We start from the raw sequence: 19,314 nt of genomic DNA on the forward strand, positions 1-19,314 counted from the left end.
GTGTCGTGAACTACCGCCGGACGAGCGTACTGCCATAACTCACCGCAGCCCGCGCATCTCAATAAAGCGGCGCATCTGCTTTTGCCCACTTTAGAAAAAGGGGGCGGCGTCCGCGCAGCGGACGCGGGGGATTTGAGCTTTTGACTTTGCCTTGGTCGATGCGGTGTGGAGCAAGAGCAAATCCCCCTGCCCCCTTTTCAAATGGGGGAATACCTCGACACCGACAGTCGGGCTTGAGTGGCCGCATACAACGCATGCCGCGTCGCCCGCCTCAAAGCATCCGCACACCCGGCAGCTCGCGGAAATACGCCGACACCTCGCCCGCCGTCATCTCCGCATCGCCGGGCCGGCCGAAGCCGCCCTCGGGCGCCGATCCGCCGTAATTGCCCGAATACCCATCGCGACCCGAACCCGCGCCACCGTTGCCGCCATCGCCGCGCGAGCCGGCACTGCCGCCACCGCCGCCCGATCCCGCACTACCGCCCGACACATCGAACCGCAGCAGTTGCGCGAGCTCCGGATAACGCCGGTCATAAACCAATTCAACAAAACCACCATCGCCGCCGATGCCGCCCGGCCCACCGAAGCCGCCGTCGCCACCATGACCTCCATCGCCGCCGTACCCCGCGCGCTCCTTGCCGCCTTCGCCGCGACCACCGTCGCCGCCACTGCCGCCGCTTCCACCATCGCCGCCCGCACCGCCGCGGCCGCCGCTGGCGATCAAGGTCAGCGGACGATCGGCCGGCGCGAGCACGAGGTCTTCGATATCGCCGAGCACCCGCACCACGATCAGCTTCGGATACAGCCGCGTGCTCGCATAGGTGGCATACACGCGCAGATGCGGACCGTTGAAGCCGTTGCCGCCCGGCGCGCCATCGCCGCCGCGCGCGCCGTCGCCGCCGTCCTGGCCGTCGAAACCGTTGCGGCCATCGTGGCCGCTGTAACCGCTGGCGCCGTCGGGCCCGTCCGCGCCCGGTCCGCCGGGCGCGCCGGCACTGACGATGCAGCGATAGTCAGGGTCGTAATGCAGCGTCTGCGCCAGTTGCGCGCGCGGATGCAGCAGTTGCGCGCTGATCGCGAAACCGCTGTCGACGGTCGCCAACACATCGGGATCGGGCGCGAACCAACCCAATTCGTCGAACTGCCCCTGCGCGCTGGCGAAGGCGAAGTTGCGGAAATCCAACATGCCGTTGCGGCGCGTGCCGTTGCTGCCGCGCCAGGTTTCGTAGGTCGATGGCGCCGCTTCGCGCGGCAATTGCGCGGTGACCGTCGCATGCATCTGCACCGGCTGGCGCGGGCAGATGGTGTTGATGCCCGGGCCGATGTCGACCTGCATCGCACTGACCTGCGCCTCGCCCAGATGCACGGTATTGATTCCGACCAACGAACGCATCGGGCCGCAACCGCTCAATCCAACAGCGACCGTGGCGACGACACAAGCGATGGCCACGCGGCTCATGCGACGCCGATGGAAAGAAGCGGAGATCGACGCGGCTGGGCGCATGACGGCAGGCGATGGGAAAGTCGGATCAGGCTCGCACCGGCGCAATGAAAGCGGTCTGAACTTTTGAGCTGGCTCGACCCAACTGATGGCATAGGGCGATCGAGCGCAATCGCGCTGTTTCGCGTTCGCGTGAGCGCAAGTCCTCGACGCGAAGCCGATGGTTTTTGGGGGTGGGACTTCAGCCCCGATACTTTTCGGTCGGATCGCTTCGTCAGAACGCAAGGCATCGGGGTTGAAGCCCTCAGAAACTTCGCGACGCTCTCGCAGCCGAAGCCGCGGATGACGCCTCAACCAAAGTGCTGATACCCGCGCCGCGGCGGCGTCCACTGCGAACCATCGGCCCGCCACACCTGCACGCCCGGTTCGGCCTCGATCCGGCCGATCACGCAGGCCGGCGTATCGGCCGCGCGCAACGCCGAAGCGATCGCATCGCGGCGCGAGGGCGCGGCAGTGAAGCACAGTTCGTAATCGTCGCCGCCGCCCAGTTGCAGCGACCAGCGCGATTCGCCCTCGCAGGCGGCGGCGAGCGCGGGCGACACCGGCACCGCGGCCGCGTCGATGCGCGCGCCGACCTTCGATGCCGCGCAGACATGGCCCAGATCGGCGAGCAGACCATCGGAGACGTCGATACAGGCATGCGCGAGCGGACACAGCGCGCGGCCGGCGGCGACCCGCGGCGTCGGCCGTTGCAGGCGTTCGAACAAACGCGCGTGATCGGTGAGCGGATCGCCGGCGCAGCGGCGCACGTCCGCATCGCGGTACGGCGCGACGCCGGCCAGGGCGAGCGCGCCGGCGGCATCGCCGGGCGTGCCGGTGATCCATATCTCGTCGCCGACTTGCGCGGCATCGCGGCGCAACGCAGCGCCGGCCTCGACAAAACCCATCGCGGTCACGCACACCGACAACGGCCCACGCGTGGTGTCACCGCCGACCAGGGCGACGCGGTGCTGCGTGGCCAGTTGCAGAAAACCGTCGAGAAAACCGTCGACGAAGGCCTGCGTCGCATCGCCCGGCTGCGCCGGCAGCGACAGGGATAGCGTGGCCCACGCCGGCAGCGCGCCCATCGCGGCGAGGTCGGACAGATTCACCGCCAGCGATTTCCAGCCGATGTCTGCCGGCGCGGCGTCTTCGAAGAAATGCACGCCGCCGTTGAGCGTGTCGGTGGCGACCACGAGCTGCATGCCGGCCGGCGGTTGCAGCAGCGCGGCATCGTCGCCGATGCCGAGCACCACGTCGTCGCGAGTACCCACGCGCGCGCGGATGCGCGCGATCAGGTCGAATTCGGCGGCGCTCATCGCGGCGGCATCATCGGTGACAGGTCTCGCGACGATCGCGCCGCGCGCGGGCGCGACGCGATCCGATCACTTCTTCTTCGACGCGCCGAATTCGACCGCGCGCCACTCCGCCGCCGCATGGTCGAGCACGCCGTTGACGTAGGTGTGGCCGTGTTCGGCGCCGAAGCGCTTGACCGTCTCGATCGCCTCGTTGATCACCACGCGGTACGGCACGTCCGGACGCAGACGCAGCTCGTAGGCGGCGATGCGCAAGGTCGCGCGCTCGATCGGATCGACCTGCTCGATGTCGCGATCCAGGAACGGCGCGAGCGCGGTATCGAGTTCGTCCTGGTGCTTGTCGACCCCGCGCACCAGGTCTTCGAAATATTCCAGATCGGCGACTTCGTGGGCCTGTTCGTGGGCGAACTGGCTGATCACGTCGTTGACCTTGGAGCCGGACATCTGCCAGGCGTACACGGCCTGCAGCGCGCGGCGGCGGGCGCGCGAACGCGCGACCGGGTCGATTCCATCCTGACGGCGACGGGTCATGGCAGTTGTCCCAGCAAATGGCTCATTTCCAAGGCGGCCTGCGCGGCTTCCTCGCCCTTGTTGCCGTGGCTGCCGCCTGCGCGGGCCTCGGCGTCTTCGTGGCGTTCGACCGCGAGCACGCCGTTGGCGATCGCCAGGCCGTGGTCGAGCGAGACGCGCATCAGGCCGTCGGAGCAGCCGTCGGCGACTTGTTCGTAATGACGCGTGTCGCCGCGCACGACGCAGCCCAGCGCGACCACCGCCGCGTGACGGCCGGCCACGGCCAGGCGGCGGGCGACGACCGGCAGTTCCCAGGCGCCGGGGACGCGGATCACGTCGATGGCGTCCTCGGCGACGCCGTGTTCGGCGAAGGTCTTGCGCGCGCCGGCCACCAGGGTGTCGGTGATGCGCGGGTTCCAGCGGCTGGCGATGATGGCGTAGCGCGCGCCCGGGGGGCTGCGCAGATCGCCTTCGTAATGGGGCATGGATTACGGCCTTATGAGCGGAGTGGCTGGCAAGGGCGGCCAGGCCGGATCGTCCTCGCCTGGCACGGCGGGATGCTGCCGGTAGAGCCAGAAACCTGGACCTTCCGGCGCCAGGGCGAGTCGATAGGCAAGACAGTCTTGCTTGGACAGGTAGTGGAACACGACGCTCTTGCGCGTGCGGGCCGGATCGCGGATATCGCTGCCACCGTGCAGAAGATAGGCGCTCCAGACGAACACGTCGCCCTTGCGGGCCAGGAACACCTCGGGTTGCAGCTTGAGGGCCTCGACCTGCGCCCGCATGTGCCTGTCCCACAACGGCATTTCATCCTGAATGAAATGGTGGCTGCCGTTGCTGAAGACGTACTGCGGAATTTTATGGCTGCCGGGGTAGTAGCGCAACGGACCGGCGTCCGGGTGGGTGTCTTCCAGCGCCACCCAGATCGCGACCAGGTGGTGTGGCGTGCGCGGGGTCATGTACAGCGAATCGACGTGATCGGGCTGGGCGCTGCCCTGCTCGAAGCTCAGCGAGTTGCACAGTACCGGCGGCTGGCCGAGCAGGGCCGCCACGATCGGGGTGATGCGCTCGTTCAGCGCCAGGCGGCGCACGGCCTCCCGCTCCAGGTAGAGGTCGCTGACCTTGAAGCGGTGCTCGCGGCGTGCCTGCTCGCTCACCCGCGCCAGCGGCAGGCGTTCGCCAGTGACCAGGTCGTCGACCACGATCCGCGGCGCGCCCTGCTCCCAGGCCTCGCGCAGCGACGCCTCGGCGTCCTCCACTTCGGCCGGGCTGTAGAAGCCCGGCAGGACCAGCAAGCCGTCCCGATCCCAGGATTCGCACATCTGCGCGGTCAATGGAGATACGGCGTCCGCGCCGCGCGAACGCAGCCATTTCCAGGGGAATTTCATCGGATCGGTAGGAACTTGCGGCAGCGCCGGAGGGCGGGTCGGCGGGCAGTCTACCCGCCCGTCCGGGGCGTTCAAACGTACTCGACGACCTCCAAACCGAAGCCGCCCAGGCCGATCTGCCTGCGTGGTGTCCCCATGACACGCAACTTGCCCAAACCCAGGTCAGCAAGAATTTGGCCGCCGGCACCGTTCCTGCGCCACTCGACCAGGGCCTGCCGGCCGCTGGACTCGTTCGGCGGCTCGCTGTCGGCGTGATCGGCCGCGTCGTGCCCCTGGGTTCCGCCGCGCACCCGCGCCAACAGCGCATCCGCGTCGGCGTGATCGGCCAGCAGCACCAGTGCGCCGCGGCCTTCGCGGGCGATCGCGGCCAGCACGTCGCCGACCGCCGGGCCGAAGTCCGGCCGGCGCCAATGCAGCGCGTCGGCCAGCGGGTTCTGCACATGGACCCGCACCAGGGTCGGGATCTGCGCATCGGCCTGACCGCGCACCATCGCGAAATGCAGCGCGTGGGTGAGTCGGTCGCGATAGCTCAGCAACTGGAACGGGCCGTGCTCGGTCTCGATCTCGCGCGCGTCGACCCGCTCGATGGTGTGCTCGGTGGCCAGGCGATAGCGGATCAGTTCCTCGATCGAACCGATCTTCAAGCCGTGTTCGGCCGCGAACGCTTCGAGTTCGGGGCGCCGCGCCATGCTGCCGTCGGCGTTGAGCACCTCGACCAGCACACCGGCCGGTTCCAGGCCGGCCAGCAGGGCCAGATCGCTCGCCGCCTCGGTGTGGCCGGCGCGGCTGAGCACGCCGCCGGGCTGCGACATCAGCGGGAAGATGTGGCCGGGCTGGGCCAGGTCCGACGGCTTGGCGTCGGGCCGCACCGCGGTGCGCACGGTGTGGGCGCGATCGTAGGCCGAGATGCCGGTGGTGACGCCTTCGGCCGCTTCGATGCTGACGGTGAAGTTGGTGTGGTGCGGCGAGGTGTTGTCGCGCACCATCGGCCCCAGGCCGAGCTGGAAACAACGCTCGCGCATCAGCGACAGGCACACCAGCCCGCGCGCGTGGGTGACCATGAAGTTGATGTCGGCTGGACGCACCAGCTCGGCGGCCATGATCAGGTCGCCTTCGTTCTCGCGGTCTTCGTCGTCGACGATCACCACCATGCGGCCGGCGCGGATTTCCTCCAGCAATTCGGGAACGCTCGCGAAACTCATGCCGCACCTCCGGTGTGACGCTCGCCGAGCAGACGCTCGACATAACGGGCGACCAAGTCGATTTCCAGATTGATCGCGTCGCCGATGCCGGTCTGCGCGAACGCGGTGTTCTGCACGGTGTGCGGGATCAGCGCGACTTCGAAACCTTCGGCATCGACCTCGTTGACGGTGAGGCTGACCCCATCGACGCAGATCGAGCCTTTCTTGGCGATGTAGCGCAGCAGCGGCGCCGGCGCCTTGAAGCGCCAGCGCTGCGCGCGCGCGTCGTCGTGGACCGACAGCACGGCGCCGACGCCGTCGACATGGCCGCTGACCATGTGCCCGCCGAGCCGGTCGCTCGGCCGCATCGCGCGTTCCAGGTTGACCCGCGCGGCGGGCTTGAGCGCGCCGAGCGTGGTCAGCGACAGGGTTTCGTTGGACGCGTCCGCATCGAACCACCCGGCGCCGAATTCGATCACGGTCAGGCAAACGCCGTTGACCGCGATGCTTTCGCCCAGCTTGGGTTCGGTGAAATCCAGACTGCCGGTGGCGATGCGCAAGCGCACGTCGCCGCCGAGATCGCGTTTGTCGGCGATGCTGCCGACGCCTTCGATGATGCCGGTGAACATCAGCGGACCTCCTGACGGAGACCGCGACGGCGCAAGCCCGCGCCGGTGTTGCGATTGAACTGGGTCATGAAACGTTTCCCGCAAGAAGTGAGCGAAAAACGCCTCAAGGCTTTGAAGACAACGCACGACGCGCGGCCGGGCCGCGGGAGTCGTCTCGCCCATCCTCGCGGAGGGCTCGCGCGTAGCCGTCTTCTTTCATCCGGACTGTGACCGTCGGCTCCGGCATTGGACCGGATCTGCTGACCCTCGCGCGTGGCGGCCGAGGTTCGGCTGCCACGCGCGAGGCGCTCGCGGGCTCGCGCGTTGCCGCGCCTACCGCCGGTGGGGAGTTTCGCCCCGCCCTGAAGACGTTACTGGTGGTACCGGCGAACCGGCGCGGGGAGTTTACCACCCGGGGGCTGGGCGGCCGGGGTCTGGGGGATGGGGACGGGTGGATGGTTTGTTCTGTGGGTGGGGGGATTGGGGTTCGGACTAGGGGTTCGAAGTTCGAAGTTCGAACTTCGAGAGTTGCACCCAGAAATCGCCGAAGTTGGCAGACCCAACAAAGCATCCGGCGTTGCTTTTGCTCGTCATTCCCGCGAAGGCGGGCTCTGCTTTACTTCGGCGAAGCCGAACATCCAGTGACTTCAAGCGTTCTCGCACGAAAGTCGCTGGATTCCCGCGTTCGCGGGAATGACGACGTGGAAGGAAGCGCTGAAGGCTAATGACGTTCTGGCGGGATGACTCTGAAGTCTCTGGATCCCCGCCTTCGCGGGGATGACGTTCTGGAGGTGACGTCCCGGGTGAGCGCTCGATGGGCCGGCGCCGAAGTGGCGCCACCCATCGCGACCACCCTCACCGCCACGAATCACCTATCAACCCGCCTTACGCCGCAAATGCAAGGTCAGCGGCCATTGAATCGTCCGCAGGTCCTCGGCCATGCCCCAAGCCTGCGACAGCGCCGGGCGGTTCAGCGCGACCGGGTCGTCGCCGGTCGCGGCGCGGCAGCGATCGGTCGCGGACAGACTGTTGAGATAACCCAGAAAACGCCCGAGCCCCCACTGCGCGGTCAACCACAGTGACGGCGCCGGCACGGTCTCGAACGGCCATTGGTAATCGGGGTAACCGGCGCGGACCTCGGCGTTTTCCCGCTGCCAGAACTCGTCGATGCGGGCGCGTAAATCGGCCACCGCGACCTCCATGCCTGGCGGCGGCAGGAAATCGCCGTAGGCCCATACCGCCAACACCCCGCGTGGCGCGAGCACGCGCTCGCATTCGGCGAAGAAGCGTTCGCGGTCGAACCAGTGCAGGGCCTGCGCGACCGCGATCAGTTGCACGCTGGCATCGGCCAGATCGCTGCGTTCGCCCGGGGCGACGCTCAGGCTGACCGTGCCTTCGCCGTGCAGCGAGGCCTCGTGCGCCCAATGCTGCTCGAGCTGTTTGACGCTGGGATCGCTCGCATGCACCCGCGCGAACCGTGCCGCGAGCCCGCGCGTGGCCTGGCCGCTGCCGCAGCCGGGTTCCCACACCGTCGCATCGGCCGGCACCTGCGCGGCGATCGCATCGAACAGCGCGTCGGGATACTCCGGACGCGCGGCGGCGTAGGCGCCGGCGATCGCGGAGAAATGGTCCTTGAAGGCGTTCTGAGTCATAAGCGAGGAGTGAGTGCAGAGGAGTGAGGAGTGAGTCAGAGCGGGAGCGAAGCGGGCGTGAGGTTGCCGGGTCGAGCATCGGTCTGCGCGCGCGAACACACAGACGTCCAATGCCCTACTCATTCCTCACTCCTCTGCACTCACTCCTGCTTCCGAGGCCGCAACAACACCCGCGTATCCTCGCCAAGCCGGCGCACATCGATCACATCCAACTGCAGCTTGCTGGTCATCGCCTCGATGCCCAGGCCGCCGAACAACGGCCGCGCGTTTTCGCCCAGCAACACCGGCGCGACGTACAGCAGCACTTCGTCGACCAGTCCCTGGGCCAGGAATGCGCCGGCCAGGGTCGCGCCGGCTTCGAGCTGGATTTCGTTGACGCCGCGTTCGGCCAGCAGCCTGAGCACCGCGCCCAAATCCATCCGGCCCTCGATCATCGGCACCGCCGCATGCGCGGCGTCGAAATAGCGCGACGGCTTGGCGTCGGGCGCGTGCAGGTACAGAGTCGGCGCATCGCCTTCGCGCACGCGGCCGCGCGCGACCGTGGCCAGGCCTGGATCGAGCACCACCCGCAGCGGCGCGACGAACGCGGTGTCGTCGCCCAGACGCACGGTCAGCGAGGGATCGTCGGCGAGCACGGTGCCGGCGCCGGTCACGATCGCGCCGCTGCGCGCGCGCCAATGCTGCACGTCCAGGCGCGAGGCTTCGCCGCTGATCCACTTGGATTCGCCGCTGGCCATCGCGCTGCGTCCGTCCAGGCTCGACGCCATCTTGACCCGCAGCCACGGCCGACCGCGTTCGATCCGCGACAGGAAACCGCGATTGAGCGCGCGCGCCTGCGTTTCCATCAAGCCGCTTTCGACCGCGATGCCCGCCGCCTGCAATTTGGCGAAACCGGCGCCGTCGACCTGTTCGAATGGATCGCGCATCGCCGCGACCACGCGCGCCACGCCGGCGGCGATCAGCGCCTCGCTGCACGGCCCGGTACGGCCGGTATGCGCGCACGGCTCCAGGGTCACGTACGCGGTCGCGCCGCGCGCGCGTTCGCCGGCCGCGCGCAAGGCATGCACTTCCGCGTGCGGTTCGCCGGCGCGTTCGTGCCAGCCCTCGCCGACGATGTCGCCGCCGTGCGCGATCACGCAGCCGACCAGCGGATTGGGCTTGGTCGTGTACGCGCCCTTCTCGGCCAGACGCAATGCGCGGGCCATGTGGGCGTGATCGGTGGCGCTGAAGTGGGAAGTCATGGCGTGCGCTTGAAGTGGGTGGCGTCGGGGAAATCGGAGATCAGGCCGCCGTCGGCCTGACGGGTGAGGGTCATGCCGCCGCCCTCGCCCGCGCCCAGCGCGCGGGCATCGAATTCGATCGCGTACAGCAACTTGGTCGAATCCTCCACGGTCAGCCAGCGAACGCGGTCGGGCTGCTCGGGGAAGCGCACGCCGATGGCCTTGACCACCGCGCGCTTGGGCAAGCTGGCGAATTTGAACTGGCCGTCGTCGCCGGGCACCGGGCTTTGCTCGATCACCTTGCCGTCGGCCAGACGCAGCATCGCCTTGGCGTCGCCGACCGCCAGTCCGATCCGCGGCTCGTACACGCTGACCCGCACGGTTTCGCCCGCGCGCCGCGGCTGATTCGCCCAGGCGCGCGCGAGCGGCAGCAGTCCCGCGTCGATGGCCTGCTGCATCGTGTCGATGCCGTCGCCGCGAACTTTGTCCAGATCGGCCTGGGTCAGGGGCTCGGGCAAGCTGCGCTTGATGCCTTCGCCGCCGATCGCCGCGCCCTCCACCAGCGCCACGGTGTCGCCGATGCGTTGCCAGCAGCCGCTGAAGTCCGCGCCCGGCGCCGGCACGCCGAGCAAGCGAAAACTGCCGTCGCGGTTCAATTGCAGGCTCGCCGTCGGTTTCGCGGCCGCCGAGACGTAGCCGCCGGACGACGTCGCATCCGCGGGCTCGCAGGCGAACGCGGCTGGAGCGGCGAGCATCGAGACGCAAACGATCGAACCGGCAATCGCCCAACGTAGAGATCGGGAAGAATGCGCTGCGAAGTCGCTGAAACTCATAGCCATGGGTTACCCATCCGTCAGTGCCTGGCTTGCAACGCGTGCCCGCGGAACCCAGACAGGACTCCGTCCATGTCGTCCAGCCCCGCGACCAATGCTCAGCGCTTCTTCTTGTCCGGCCGCGGCTCATCGTCGCCGAGCAAGGTCAGCTGGCCGTCGCCGGGGATATCGCGTTCCAGCCGGTCGAGTTCCTCGCGGAAATCGGCCACGTCCTCGAACGAGCGATACACCGAGGCGAAGCGCACGTAGCCGACGTGGTCGAGCTTGCGCAGTTCGGCCATGACGAATTCGCCGACCCGGCGCGAGGCCAGTTCGCGTTCGGCGGTCATGCGCAGCTGATGCACGACCGCGCGCACCGCCGATTCGATCTGTTCTTCCGAGACCGGGCGCTTCTGCAGCGCGCGGTCGAAGCCGCCGCGCAGCTTGCGCGCGTCGAACGCCTCGCGGCGGCCGTCGCCCTTGATGATCACCGGCAGCTTGAGTTCGATCGTCTCGATCGTGCTGAAACGTTCCCCGCAGGCCTCGCAGACGCGACGGCGGCGGATGGTCGCGCCGTCGTCGGACACGCGCGAATCGATGACCCGGGTGTCCACGTGCTGGCAGAAAGGACAATGCATGTCTTTAGAGTAATCCGGTTAGCCGAGCGACAGCACCACTTTACTCAATCCGGCAGCCGATACCGGATCTTGAAAAATCCCACTTCCGTCGGCGCCTGATCGTACGGGCGCGTGAATCTCGCGCCTTTTACCGCTTGCAACGCCGCATCGTGGAACTGGGTGGAGGTGCTGCACAATACCCGCGCCTCGCGGACCGCGCCGGACGCATCCACAGCCAGGAGCAAGACGATATCGGCAGATTGCTCCAGCCCTTCGGGATACACGAGGTTTAGTGTGCCGGCTTGCGGCCGTAAAGACGGGGCCAGACGCAAGCGCAGTGAGTTCTCGTCGTACCGACGCAGAAACCCCTGAAAATCGGCCTCATCGATGCGAGTCATTTTCTTGTTCGCGCAAAAGAAGCTCGCCGGATACCGCGTCTCCCGGAAAACCGCTGTCTCCCGCGGCACCCATGGGGGCGCCTCGATGGACTCAGGCTCGGGTTCCGGCGGGGGCGGGATCTGTCCTGCAGCCCACACCGGGCCGCAGAGGCCAAGGATTGCCGAAAACCACAGCCGCCCGATCGCGGTCATCGGGCGGCCGCCGCTGCGGTTAGTGGCCGCGCGTTGTTCAAACGCGCGGACCGTCGCTCAGCCATACACCGGGAACTGCGCGCACTGCTGGGTCACGTTCTCGCGCACGCTGGCGATGACGTTCTCGTCGTTCGGGTTGTCGAGCACGTCGCAGATCCACTCGGCCAGGGCCATGCAATCGGTTCATTTGTGCCGCCGGAACCCGTACTTCGGCCCATCCGGGTAAAAACGCAGGCTCACATTGCCATAGTCGGCGACCGCGCGGCCATCGCGCTGCGCGGGCTCGAAGGTGACTTGCCTGGCGAATGCGAGCGCGGGCGCGTCGAACACCGTGTCGTTGCTGCAGATCACCATCGCGTCGCGGGTGCGGCCCTTGGCGTCGACGATGACTTTCACCACCACCTCGCCGACCTTGGCGCCCGCGGCGACGGGATAGATCGCCTCGGGCCGGTTGTTCGGTTCCGGCGCGCGGCTGCCGGGCTGCGAATACGTGTCCGGCGCACCGCTGCGGTCGAGCTCGGACAGCCACGGAACCCGATTGCGCGTATGGAAGTCGGAAATCTCGCGCCAGCTGACGCGGTACTTTCTTGCGCCTTGCATGGACTCCTGGCAGGCCGGGATGTAGTAGGTCTCGGTCATGCCGATGTCCTGGCTGAAGTCCGGCGCGTTCGGCGGCGGCGCCGGCATGTCGACCACGGATGCCCCGGCCGCTTCGGCCGGGGTCACGGTTTTGTATTCGATCGCGGGCGGCGCGGATTTTCCGGCCGGCGGAGCTTCGGCCGCCTGCACGCTCAGGCATGCAAGCCAGCCGACCGCCGCCAGCCGGAAAAACGGCTTAGCCATACACCGGGAATTGCGCGCACTGCTTGGTCACGTTGTCGCGCACGCCGGCGATGACGTTCTCGTCCTTCGGGTTGTCGAGCACGTCGCAGATCCACTCGGCCAGGGCCACGCAATCGGGTTCCTTATAGCCGCGGGTGGTGACGGCCGGGGTGCCGATGCGCAGGCCCGAGGTCACGAACGGCTTTTGCGGATCGTTGGGCACCGCGTTCTTGTTGACGGTGATATGGGCGCGGCCGAGCGCGGCTTCCGCGTCCTTGCCGGTGATGCCCTTGCCGATCATGTCGACCAGCATCAGATGGTTCTCGGTGCCGCCGGAGACGATCTTGTAGCCGCGCGCGATGATGGTCTTGGCCATGGCCTGGGCGTTCTTGACGACCTGGGCCTGGTAGTCCTTGAATTCGGGCTCCAGCGCTTCCTTGAACGCGACCGCCTTGGCCGCGATCACGTGCATCAGCGGACCGCCCTGGATGCCCGGGAACACGATGCTCTGCAGCTTCTTCTGCATCTCGTCGAAATCGACCGCGCCGGCGCCGGCATCGATCGCGCCTTCCCAGCGCTTGGCGACGATGATGCCGCCGCGCGGGCCGCGCAGGGTCTTGTGGGTGGTCGAGGTGACCACGTGCGCGTGCGGCACCGGGCTCGGGTACACACCGGCGGCGATCAGGCCGGCGACGTGGGCCATGTCGACGAACAGATACGCGCCGATCTTGTCGGCGATGGCGCGGAAGCGCGCCCAGTCGACCACCTGCGAGTACGCGCTGAAGCCGGCCACGACCATCTTCGGCTTGTGCTCCAAGGCCAGGCGCTCGACTTCGTCGTAATCGATCAGGCCCTGCTCGTTGACGCCGTACTGCACCGCGTTGAACAGCTTGCCGCTGGCGTTGACCTTGGCGCCGTGGGTGAGGTGGCCGCCGTGGGCCAGGCTCATGCCGAGAATGGTGTCACCCGGATTGAGCAGGGCGAAATACACCGCCTGGTTGGCCTGCGAGCCCGAATGCGGCTGCACGTTGCCGTAATCGGCGTCGAACAGTTGCTTGACCCGGTCGATCGCCAGCTGCTCGGCAATGTCGACGAATTCGCAGCCGCCGTAGTAGCGCTTGCCCGGATAGCCTTCGGCGTACTTGTTGGTCAGCACGCTGCCCTGGGCCTCGAGCACGCGCGGGCTGGCGTAGTTTTCCGAGGCGATCAGTTCGACATGGTCTTCCTGCCGGCGGGCCTCGGCGGCGATGGCCTGGGCGAGTTCGTCATCGAATCCGGCAATACGGGTGTGGCTGGGGAACATTCGCGGAGCCTCGGAGAAGGAGCGGACAGGGGGAGGAACCTCGGGGTCAGGCCGGGCGGTGGCGAGAAGCGGCCGCCGCGCCCCGTTAATGCGGGGGTGGCTTGACGCAAGACTTGAAATGTTAGCCTAGGGGCGTATGGCGGCCAACCGCCAAGGCAGGGCTGCCACCGGCGCCCGACCCGGCGGACAATGACCGTCGCTCAACCCTCAGGGCCCGCCCCCACCGGCCGGTCCGGCCGCCAGGCTCACGGCGGCCCCGACTATGACAGCTTCAGTTCCGGATATTGCGACCATGAAATGGGTCTTCGTCTTCCTGTTCCTCGCCAGCGCGGTCTACGTCCATTACCGCGGCCGGGTACGCCACCGCCTGGGCCGCCAGTTGCTCGACCATTCGACCTTCATGGCGCCGATCAACGTGCTGATGTACGCCTGCTCGCGGGTGCCGACCAGCCCGTACCTGAGCCCGGACCAGTATTTCCCCGAACTCGAGCCGCTGCGCGCGCGCTGGCGCGAGATCCGCGCCGAGGCCCTGCACCTGCGCGAACTGCAGCAGATCAAGGCCGCCGAGGGCTATAACGACGTCGGCTTCAATTCGTTCTTCCGCCGCGGCTGGAAGCGCTTCTATCTGAAGTGGTACGACGACGCCCACCCCTCGGCCGCCGAGCTGTGCCCGGTCACCACCCAACTGTTGCGCGAAGTGCCCAGCGTCAAGGCGGCGATGTTCACCGAACTGCCGCCCGGCGGCGAACTGCGCCCGCACCGCGACCCCTACGCCGGCTCGCTGCGCCTGCACCTGGGCCTGGACACGCCCAACGACGACGCCTGCTTCATCGACGTCGACGGCCAGCGCTACAGCTGGCGCGACGGCGAATGGACCATGTTCGACGAAACCTATATCCACTGGGCCCAGAACGGCTCCGAGCAGAACCGCATCATCCTGTTCTGCGACATCGAGCGGCCGATGCGCTGGGGCTGGGCGCGCGGGCTGAACCGTTTCATCGCCAAGCGCCTGATCGCGGCCGGCGCCTCCCCGAACAACGAAGGCGACAAGACCGGCGGGATCAACAAGGCGTTCAAGTACTTCTACAGCCTGCGCTTGAAGGCGAAGGGGCTGAAGGAACGCAGCAAGGGGACGTATTACTTCTTCAAGTACGCGGCGGTGGTGGCGGTGGTGGCGTTTATTGTTTGGATTTGAGGGGTTGGGATTCGGGATTCGGGATTCGGGATTCGGGATTCGGGATTCGGGATTCGGGAAGAGCGTAGCTCGCTGTGACTGCTGTTTTGCAAGCTGCCCGAAGCGAGACCTCTTCCAGGATTGACCGCCCTTACCTACCGTCATTCCCGCGAAGGCGGGCTCTGCTTTACTTCGGCGGAGCCGAACATCCAGGGCCTTTCGTGCGAGAACGCTTGAAGTCACTGGATACCCGCTTTCGCGGGAATGACGACCTGGAGATGACGCTGAAGGCTTTGGATGTTCGGCTCCGCCGAAGTAAAGCAGAGCCCGCCTTCGCGGGAATGACATCCGGTGAGATGACGCTGAAGTCTCTGGATGTTCGGCTCCGCCGAAGCAGGGCAGAGCCCGCGTTCGCGGGAATGACGACCGGGAGCACCGCTCACTTGCAACGAAAATCCGCTGCCGAAAACAGGCAGCCACGCCTCCCGCGCAACCCGAACCACCCGCGCCGGGCCATTTGAATCCTCCGCCCCGCGCCTCCACCTTCTAACCCACCCATCCCCCGCGCTGGAACCCAGCCAGCGCCTGCGGGATAATCCCCGTTTCCCGTCCGCCCCCTCCGGCCCTACCCGGCCCGGCTCGGCACGCCCCTGCTTCGGAGTTCGCATGCAATACATCTACACCATGAACGGCGTCAGCAAGACCGTGCCGCCGAAGCGTCAGATCATCAAGGACATCTCGCTGTCGTTCTTCCCGGGTGCCAAGATCGGCCTGCTCGGCCTGAACGGCGCCGGCAAGTCGACCGTGCTCAAGATCATGGCCGGCGTCGACCAGGACTTCACCGGCGAAGCGCGTCCGGCCACCGGCATCAAGGTCGGCTACCTCGCGCAGGAACCGCAGCTCAACCCCGAACACACCGTGCGCGAAGCGGTCGAAGTCGGCGTCGGCGACGTGCTCAGCGCGCAGGCCGCGCTCGACAAGATCTACGACGCCTACGCCGAGGAAGGCGCCGACTTCGACAAGCTCGCCGCCGAACAGCAGCGCCTGGAAGCGATCCTCGCTTCCGGCGACGCGCATACGCTGGAACATCAGCTGGAAGTCGCCGCCGACGCGCTGCGCCTGCCGCCGTGGGACGCGATCATCGGCAAGCTGTCGGGCGGCGAAAAGCGCCGCGTCGCGCTGTGCCAGCTGCTGCTGCAGAAGCCCGACATGCTGCTGCTCGACGAACCGACCAACCACCTCGACGCCGAATCGGTCGAATGGCTGGAGCAGTTCCTGACCCGCTACACCGGCACCGTGGTGGCGGTCACCCACGATCGCTACTTCCTCGAAAACGCCGCCGAGTGGATTCTCGAACTCGACCGCGGCAAGGGCATTCCGTGGAAGGGCAACTACACCGCGTGGCTGGAACAGAAGTCCGAGCGCCTCAAGCAGGAAGAGTCCGGCGAAAAGGCCCGCCAGAAGGCGCTGGCCAAGGAACTCGAGTGGGTGCGCAGCAACGCCAAGGGCGGCCGCACCAAGGGCAAGGCGCGCATGGCGCGCTTCGAAGAGCTCAACTCGGTCGAATACCAGCGCCGTAACGAGACCAACGAGATCTTCATCCCGCCGGGCGAGCGCCTGGGCGCGTCGGTGATCGAGTTCAAAAACGTCTCCAAGTCGTTCGGCGACCGTCTGCTGATCGACGACCTGAGCTTCATCATCCCGGCCGGTGCGATCGTCGGCATCATCGGTCCCAACGGCGCCGGCAAGTCGACCTTGTTCAAGATGGTCACCGGCCAGGAAACCCCGGACAAGGGCGAGATCGTCAAGGGCCCCAGCACCAAGATCGCCTATGTGGACCAGAGCCGCGACAAGCTCGACGGCAACCACAACGTGTTCCAGGAAATCTCCGGCGGCGCCGACATCCTCAACATCAACGGCGTCGAGATCCAGTCGCGCGCGTATCTGGGCCGCTTCAACTTCAAGGGCCAAGACCAGCAGAAGATGGTCGGCACGCTGTCGGGTGGTGAACGCGGCCGTCTGCATCTGGCCAAGACCCTGCTGCAGGGCGGCAACGTGCTGCTGCTCGACGAACCGTCCAACGACCTCGACGTGGAAACCCTGCGCGCGCTCGAAGACGCGTTGCTCGAGTTCCCGGGCTGCGCGGTGGTCATCTCGCATGACCGCTGGTTCCTCGACCGCATCGCCACCCACATCCTCGCGTTCGAAGGCGACTCGCACGTCGAGTTCTTCCAGGGCAACTACCGCGAATACGAGGACGACAAGAAGCGTCGCCTCGGCGAAGAAGGCGCGCGTCCGCACCGCCTGCGTTTCAAGGCGCTCAAGTAAGACCCCATCGGGCCGCGTTGATCGACGCGGCCCGATTCGTTGCGCGGACCCGGCATCGCGACGCTCGCGCATGGCGCCGACCGCAACCGCACCACACGCAATCCATTCGTAATTCCGCTTTGAGTCGTACCCGTCATGCCGATCCTTCTGCCGATCCTCGCCTTCATCGCGCTGCTGGCGTTCGCGCCGGAAGCGGCGATCAAACTCGGCGTCTGGTTCGCCGTCACCACCGTGACCGTGCGGGTCAGCGCCGATAAGCTGGTCGGTTGCGCGGTGAGCTACGGCGAAGCCGCCTGGGCGGTGATCTACGCGGCGATCGCGCCGGTGCTGGTGATCGTCGGCCTGCTCAGTTTCGGCGCGTCCACCGGCATCACCGAGTTCCAGGGCGCCGGCACGATCGTGATCCTGGCGATCCTGCTCGGCTCGTTCATCGCCGCATTCATGCTGGCGCTGCACACCAGCTTCAAGGACAGCTCGATCGTCGCCGCGGTCACCACCGTGACCAGCGTGGCGCTGGCGCTGCTGATACGCGCTCTGACGTGAGAGCGTCCGCACGCCCCGACCACGCGCATTGCGCGATCATGCACACACACCCGAGCCGAACCCGAGGATGACCCCATGACCGTACTGCACGCCTTCGAACTCGAGGGATTGCGCCGCGCCGGCTCGCTGGTGTCGACGATCCTCAACACCATGCGCGACGCCGCCGTCGCCGGCGCGGTGTCGCGCGATCTCGACGCGATCGGCGCGACCATGCTGCGCGAGGCCGGCGCGCGCTCGGCGCCGCAGCTGACCTACGACTTCCCCGGCGCGACCTGCATCAGCATCAACTCGGTCGCCGCCCACGGCATTCCCGACGCCAGCGTGTTGCGCGACGGCGATCTGGTGAACATCGACGTCTCGGCCGAACTCGACGGCTATTTCGCCGACACCGGCGGCAGCTTCGTGGTCGGCACCGCCAGCGCGGCCCAGCAGAAACTGCTCGACGCCACCTTGGAAGCGCGCGACAGCGCGATCGCGCAACTGCGCGCCGGCAATTTGCTCAACAGCATCGGCCGCACCGTCGAAACGGTGGCGGCGCGACGCGGCCTGCGGGTGATCCGCAACCTCGGCAGTCACGGCGTCGGCCGCGCCCTGCACGAAGCCCCCGGCAACATCCCCGGCTACTACGACCCGCGCGACACCCGCCGCCTGCACGAGGGCATGGTGATCACGATCGAACCGTTCCTGGCGACCCACTGCACCCACACCGACGAAGGCGACGACGGCTGGGCGATGCGCTGCCGGCGCGGCTTCGCGGCTCAGTTCGAGCACACGGTGGTGGTGACGTCAGGCGAGCCTATCGTCGTTACTTGATTGGGGCGGAAATCGGTGGTGGGGAATCGGGAATCGGTAGAAGCAGAAGCCGGGACGTCCAACTCCAAACTCCGATCCCGACGACCTCCGATTCCAGACCGCTGATTCCCGATTCCCGATTCCCGAACCCAGGATCCATCCTCATGACCTTCATGCAGACACTGCGCGACCGCTGGCAACAGGCCGGCACCCTGGTCTGCGTCGGCCTGGATCCCGAGCCGGCAAAATTCCCGGCGCGTTTCGCCGCCGATGCCGACGCGGTGTTCGCGTTCAATCGCGACATCGTCGACGCTACCGCGCAATACGCCTGCGCGTTCAAGCCGCAGATCGCCCACTTCGCCGCGCTCGGCGCCGAAGATGCGCTGACTCGCTTGATCGCCTACATCCATTCGAATCATCCGGGCATCCCGGTGATCCTCGACAGCAAGCGCGGCGACATCGGCAGCACCGCCCAGCATTACGCCAGCGAAGCCTTCGATCGCTACGCGGCCGACGCGGTCACCGCCAATCCCTACCTCGGCCGCGATTCGGTGCAGCCTTTCCTCGATCGCGCCGACCGCGGCGTGGTGGTGCTGTGCCGCACCTCCAATCCCGGCGCCGGCGATCTGCAGGATTTGCTAGTCGACGGGCGTCCGCTGTACCAGCACGTCGCCGAGAAAGTCGCGCGCGAGTGGAACGGCCACGGCAATTGTTCGCTGGTGGTCGGCGCGACCTGGCCGGCGCAGTTGCGCGAAGTGCGCGCGATCGTCGGCGACGTGCCGTTCCTGGTGCCCGGTGTCGGCGCGCAGGGCGGCGATGTCGAAGCGGTGGTGAGCAACGCCAAGACCGCCGACGGCACCGGCCTGATGGTCAGCAGCTCGCGCGCGATTTTGTACGCGTCCAGCGGCGAGGATTACGCGCAAGCCGCGGCGAGCGCGGCGAAGTCGCTGCGCGATCAGATCAACCGTTACCGCTGAC

General features: G+C 67.3%; 19 protein-coding genes and 1 riboswitch. Of the genes, 5 read left to right on the plus strand and 14 right to left on the minus strand.

Translation table 11 applies throughout. From position 1 onward, the window contains the following. Positions 1–271 precede the first annotated feature (271 nt). The 14 genes from ASD86_RS00600 to glyA all read right to left on the minus strand — a co-directional run bounded on the left by ASD86_RS00600 (position 272) and on the right by glyA (position 13,499). Positions 272–1,384 (minus strand): hypothetical protein, encoded by a 1,113-nt coding sequence (locus ASD86_RS00600; protein ID WP_157475964.1) that lies wholly within the window; start codon positions 1,382–1,384, stop codon positions 272–274. A gap of 407 nt (positions 1,385–1,791) precedes the next feature. Next, positions 1,792–2,799: a thiamine-phosphate kinase gene (gene thiL / locus ASD86_RS00605; protein WP_056105840.1), complete on the minus strand. Its 1,008-nt coding sequence runs from the start codon at positions 2,797–2,799 to the stop codon at positions 1,792–1,794. Positions 2,800–2,865: 66 nt separating this feature from the next. Next, the gene (gene nusB / locus ASD86_RS00610; RefSeq protein WP_056105842.1) at positions 2,866–3,327 is read right to left on the minus strand and encodes a transcription antitermination factor NusB; all 462 of its coding nucleotides are present in this window, start codon (positions 3,325–3,327) and stop codon (positions 2,866–2,868) included. Next, positions 3,324–3,791 (minus strand): 6,7-dimethyl-8-ribityllumazine synthase, encoded by a 468-nt coding sequence (gene ribH / locus ASD86_RS00615; RefSeq protein ID WP_036104660.1) that lies wholly within the window; start codon positions 3,789–3,791, stop codon positions 3,324–3,326. Before ribH ends, nusB begins: the two co-directional genes overlap by 4 nt. A gap of 3 nt (positions 3,792–3,794) precedes the next feature. After that, positions 3,795–4,694 carry a phytanoyl-CoA dioxygenase family protein gene (locus ASD86_RS00620; RefSeq protein WP_056105844.1) on the minus strand — a complete coding sequence of 300 codons (900 nt, stop codon included), beginning with the start codon at positions 4,692–4,694 and terminating at the stop codon, positions 3,795–3,797. Positions 4,695–4,765: 71 nt separating this feature from the next. Continuing rightward, entirely contained in the window at positions 4,766–5,896 is a 1,131-nt protein-coding gene (ribB, locus tag ASD86_RS00625) for a 3,4-dihydroxy-2-butanone-4-phosphate synthase (protein ID WP_056105846.1), read from the minus strand. After that, positions 5,893–6,504: a riboflavin synthase gene (locus tag ASD86_RS00630; protein ID WP_056105848.1), complete on the minus strand. Its 612-nt coding sequence runs from the start codon at positions 6,502–6,504 to the stop codon at positions 5,893–5,895. Before ASD86_RS00630 ends, ribB begins: the two co-directional genes overlap by 4 nt. 183 nt (positions 6,505–6,687) lie before the next feature. Further along, positions 6,688–6,857: riboswitch (FMN riboswitch) on the minus strand. Positions 6,858–7,358: 501 nt separating this feature from the next. Continuing rightward, positions 7,359–8,135 (minus strand): class I SAM-dependent methyltransferase, encoded by a 777-nt coding sequence (locus ASD86_RS00635; RefSeq protein ID WP_056105850.1) that lies wholly within the window; start codon positions 8,133–8,135, stop codon positions 7,359–7,361. 140 nt (positions 8,136–8,275) lie between these two features. After that, positions 8,276–9,376 carry a bifunctional diaminohydroxyphosphoribosylaminopyrimidine deaminase/5-amino-6-(5-phosphoribosylamino)uracil reductase RibD gene (gene ribD / locus ASD86_RS00640; protein WP_056105852.1) on the minus strand — a complete coding sequence of 367 codons (1,101 nt, stop codon included), beginning with the start codon at positions 9,374–9,376 and terminating at the stop codon, positions 8,276–8,278. Further along, entirely contained in the window at positions 9,373–10,110 is a 738-nt protein-coding gene (locus ASD86_RS00645) for a hypothetical protein (RefSeq protein WP_056105854.1), read from the minus strand. Before ASD86_RS00645 ends, ribD begins: the two co-directional genes overlap by 4 nt. Before the next feature lie 176 nt (positions 10,111–10,286). Beyond that, a complete protein-coding gene (gene nrdR / locus ASD86_RS00650; RefSeq protein ID WP_036104695.1) occupies positions 10,287–10,805 on the minus strand; it encodes a transcriptional regulator NrdR in 519 nt (172 codons plus the stop codon). Positions 10,806–10,849: 44 nt separating this feature from the next. Continuing rightward, entirely contained in the window at positions 10,850–11,374 is a 525-nt protein-coding gene (locus ASD86_RS00655; protein WP_056105855.1) for an energy transducer TonB, read from the minus strand. Between the two features lie 183 nt (positions 11,375–11,557). Next, entirely contained in the window at positions 11,558–12,217 is a 660-nt protein-coding gene (locus tag ASD86_RS00660) for a TonB family protein (RefSeq protein ID WP_056105857.1), read from the minus strand. Continuing rightward, positions 12,210–13,499 (minus strand): serine hydroxymethyltransferase, encoded by a 1,290-nt coding sequence (gene glyA / locus ASD86_RS00665; RefSeq protein WP_056105859.1) that lies wholly within the window; start codon positions 13,497–13,499, stop codon positions 12,210–12,212. Before glyA ends, ASD86_RS00660 begins: the two co-directional genes overlap by 8 nt. A 292-nt stretch (positions 13,500–13,791) precedes the next feature. Between glyA and lpxO the strand changes: the two genes are divergently transcribed. The 5 genes from lpxO (at position 13,792) to pyrF (ending at position 19,313) form a co-directional block, all read left to right on the plus strand. Continuing rightward, positions 13,792–14,694, plus strand: coding sequence for a lipid A hydroxylase LpxO (gene lpxO, locus ASD86_RS00670; protein ID WP_056105861.1), 903 nt, complete (start codon positions 13,792–13,794; stop codon positions 14,692–14,694). 645 nt (positions 14,695–15,339) lie between these two features. After that, positions 15,340–17,001: an energy-dependent translational throttle protein EttA gene (ettA, locus tag ASD86_RS00675; RefSeq protein ID WP_056105863.1), complete on the plus strand. Its 1,662-nt coding sequence runs from the start codon at positions 15,340–15,342 to the stop codon at positions 16,999–17,001. 135 nt (positions 17,002–17,136) lie between these two features. Continuing rightward, positions 17,137–17,544: a hypothetical protein gene (locus tag ASD86_RS00680; protein ID WP_056105865.1), complete on the plus strand. Its 408-nt coding sequence runs from the start codon at positions 17,137–17,139 to the stop codon at positions 17,542–17,544. A 75-nt stretch (positions 17,545–17,619) separates the two neighbouring features. Next, complete coding sequence (map, locus tag ASD86_RS00685; RefSeq protein ID WP_056105867.1) at positions 17,620–18,357, plus strand: type I methionyl aminopeptidase; 738 nt, start codon at positions 17,620–17,622, stop codon at positions 18,355–18,357. A gap of 143 nt (positions 18,358–18,500) precedes the next feature. Next, complete coding sequence (gene pyrF / locus ASD86_RS00690; RefSeq protein ID WP_056105869.1) at positions 18,501–19,313, plus strand: orotidine-5'-phosphate decarboxylase; 813 nt, start codon at positions 18,501–18,503, stop codon at positions 19,311–19,313. The last annotated feature ends 1 nt before the right edge of the window (position 19,314 follow it).

Source organism: Lysobacter sp. Root690 (assembly GCF_001427785.1).
Classification (GTDB): domain Bacteria; phylum Pseudomonadota; class Gammaproteobacteria; order Xanthomonadales; family Xanthomonadaceae; genus Lysobacter.

Bases quoted from the DNA above. Each gene is read 5' to 3' on its own strand.
- thiL (WP_056105840.1), bottom strand. From the start codon at position 2,799: ATGAGCGCCGCCGAATTCGACCTGATCGCGCGCATCCGCGCGCGCGTG.
- nusB (WP_056105842.1), bottom strand. From the start codon at position 3,327: ATGACCCGTCGCCGTCAGGATGGAATCGACCCGGTCGCGCGTTCGCGC.
- ribH (WP_036104660.1), bottom strand. From the start codon at position 3,791: ATGCCCCATTACGAAGGCGATCTGCGCAGCCCCCCGGGCGCGCGCTAC.
- ASD86_RS00620 (WP_056105844.1), bottom strand. From the start codon at position 4,694: ATGAAATTCCCCTGGAAATGGCTGCGTTCGCGCGGCGCGGACGCCGTA.
- ribB (WP_056105846.1), bottom strand. From the start codon at position 5,896: ATGAGTTTCGCGAGCGTTCCCGAATTGCTGGAGGAAATCCGCGCCGGC.
- ASD86_RS00630 (WP_056105848.1), bottom strand. From the start codon at position 6,504: ATGTTCACCGGCATCATCGAAGGCGTCGGCAGCATCGCCGACAAACGC.
- ASD86_RS00635 (WP_056105850.1), bottom strand. From the start codon at position 8,135: ATGACTCAGAACGCCTTCAAGGACCATTTCTCCGCGATCGCCGGCGCC.
- ribD (WP_056105852.1), bottom strand. From the start codon at position 9,376: ATGACTTCCCACTTCAGCGCCACCGATCACGCCCACATGGCCCGCGCA.
- ASD86_RS00645 (WP_056105854.1), bottom strand. From the start codon at position 10,110: ATGCTCGCCGCTCCAGCCGCGTTCGCCTGCGAGCCCGCGGATGCGACG.
- nrdR (WP_036104695.1), bottom strand. From the start codon at position 10,805: ATGCATTGTCCTTTCTGCCAGCACGTGGACACCCGGGTCATCGATTCG.
- ASD86_RS00655 (WP_056105855.1), bottom strand. From the start codon at position 11,374: ATGACCGCGATCGGGCGGCTGTGGTTTTCGGCAATCCTTGGCCTCTGC.
- ASD86_RS00660 (WP_056105857.1), bottom strand. From the start codon at position 12,217: ATGGCTAAGCCGTTTTTCCGGCTGGCGGCGGTCGGCTGGCTTGCATGC.
- glyA (WP_056105859.1), bottom strand. From the start codon at position 13,499: ATGTTCCCCAGCCACACCCGTATTGCCGGATTCGATGACGAACTCGCC.
- lpxO (WP_056105861.1), top strand. From the start codon at position 13,792: ATGAAATGGGTCTTCGTCTTCCTGTTCCTCGCCAGCGCGGTCTACGTC.
- ettA (WP_056105863.1), top strand. From the start codon at position 15,340: ATGCAATACATCTACACCATGAACGGCGTCAGCAAGACCGTGCCGCCG.
- ASD86_RS00680 (WP_056105865.1), top strand. From the start codon at position 17,137: ATGCCGATCCTTCTGCCGATCCTCGCCTTCATCGCGCTGCTGGCGTTC.
- map (WP_056105867.1), top strand. From the start codon at position 17,620: ATGACCGTACTGCACGCCTTCGAACTCGAGGGATTGCGCCGCGCCGGC.
- pyrF (WP_056105869.1), top strand. From the start codon at position 18,501: ATGACCTTCATGCAGACACTGCGCGACCGCTGGCAACAGGCCGGCACC.